The organism is Mesorhizobium sp. WSM4813, assembly GCF_055811555.1.
In genome coordinates this window covers 1-441 of the sequence record NZ_JBVVQU010000166.1, presented here as the reverse complement: position 1 = coordinate 441, position 441 = coordinate 1, and the positions used below count along the sequence as shown (strand labels likewise).

Sequence of the window (441 nt, the reverse complement as noted above, 5' to 3'; positions counted from 1 at the left end):
TCAATGTGCATTGGGACATGGCAGAGGACGGCATGCCCAAACCCCATGCGCATGTCATGCTGACCATGCGCGCGGTAAACGAAAACGGCTTCGGCCAGAAGATGCGGGACTGGAACCGGACGGAAATGGTCGAACGCTGGCGCGAACGTTGGGCCGAATTTGCCAATGAGCGCATGGCCGAACTCGACATAGACGCGTGCATCGACCATCGCAGCCTTGTAGCGCAGGGCATCGCGCTTGAGCCGCAAAGCCAGATCGGCGCGCCTGCGCATCGGATTGAGGATCAGGGGACCGAAGCCGACCGCGCCGAGTTGCACCGCGAGATCGCACGCGGCAATGGCGAACGCATCATCGCTGATCCAGGCCTGGCGCTGGATGCGATCACGCATCAGCAATCGACGTTCACGCGCCGCGACATGGCAAAGTTCGCGCACCGGCACA

General features: G+C 62.1%; 1 protein-coding gene. It reads left to right on the top strand.

The window, feature by feature from the left end:
* A partial coding sequence (locus AC0L25_RS32515; RefSeq protein WP_473599199.1) for a MobA/MobL family protein occupies positions 1–441 on the top strand: 441 nt, incomplete at both ends.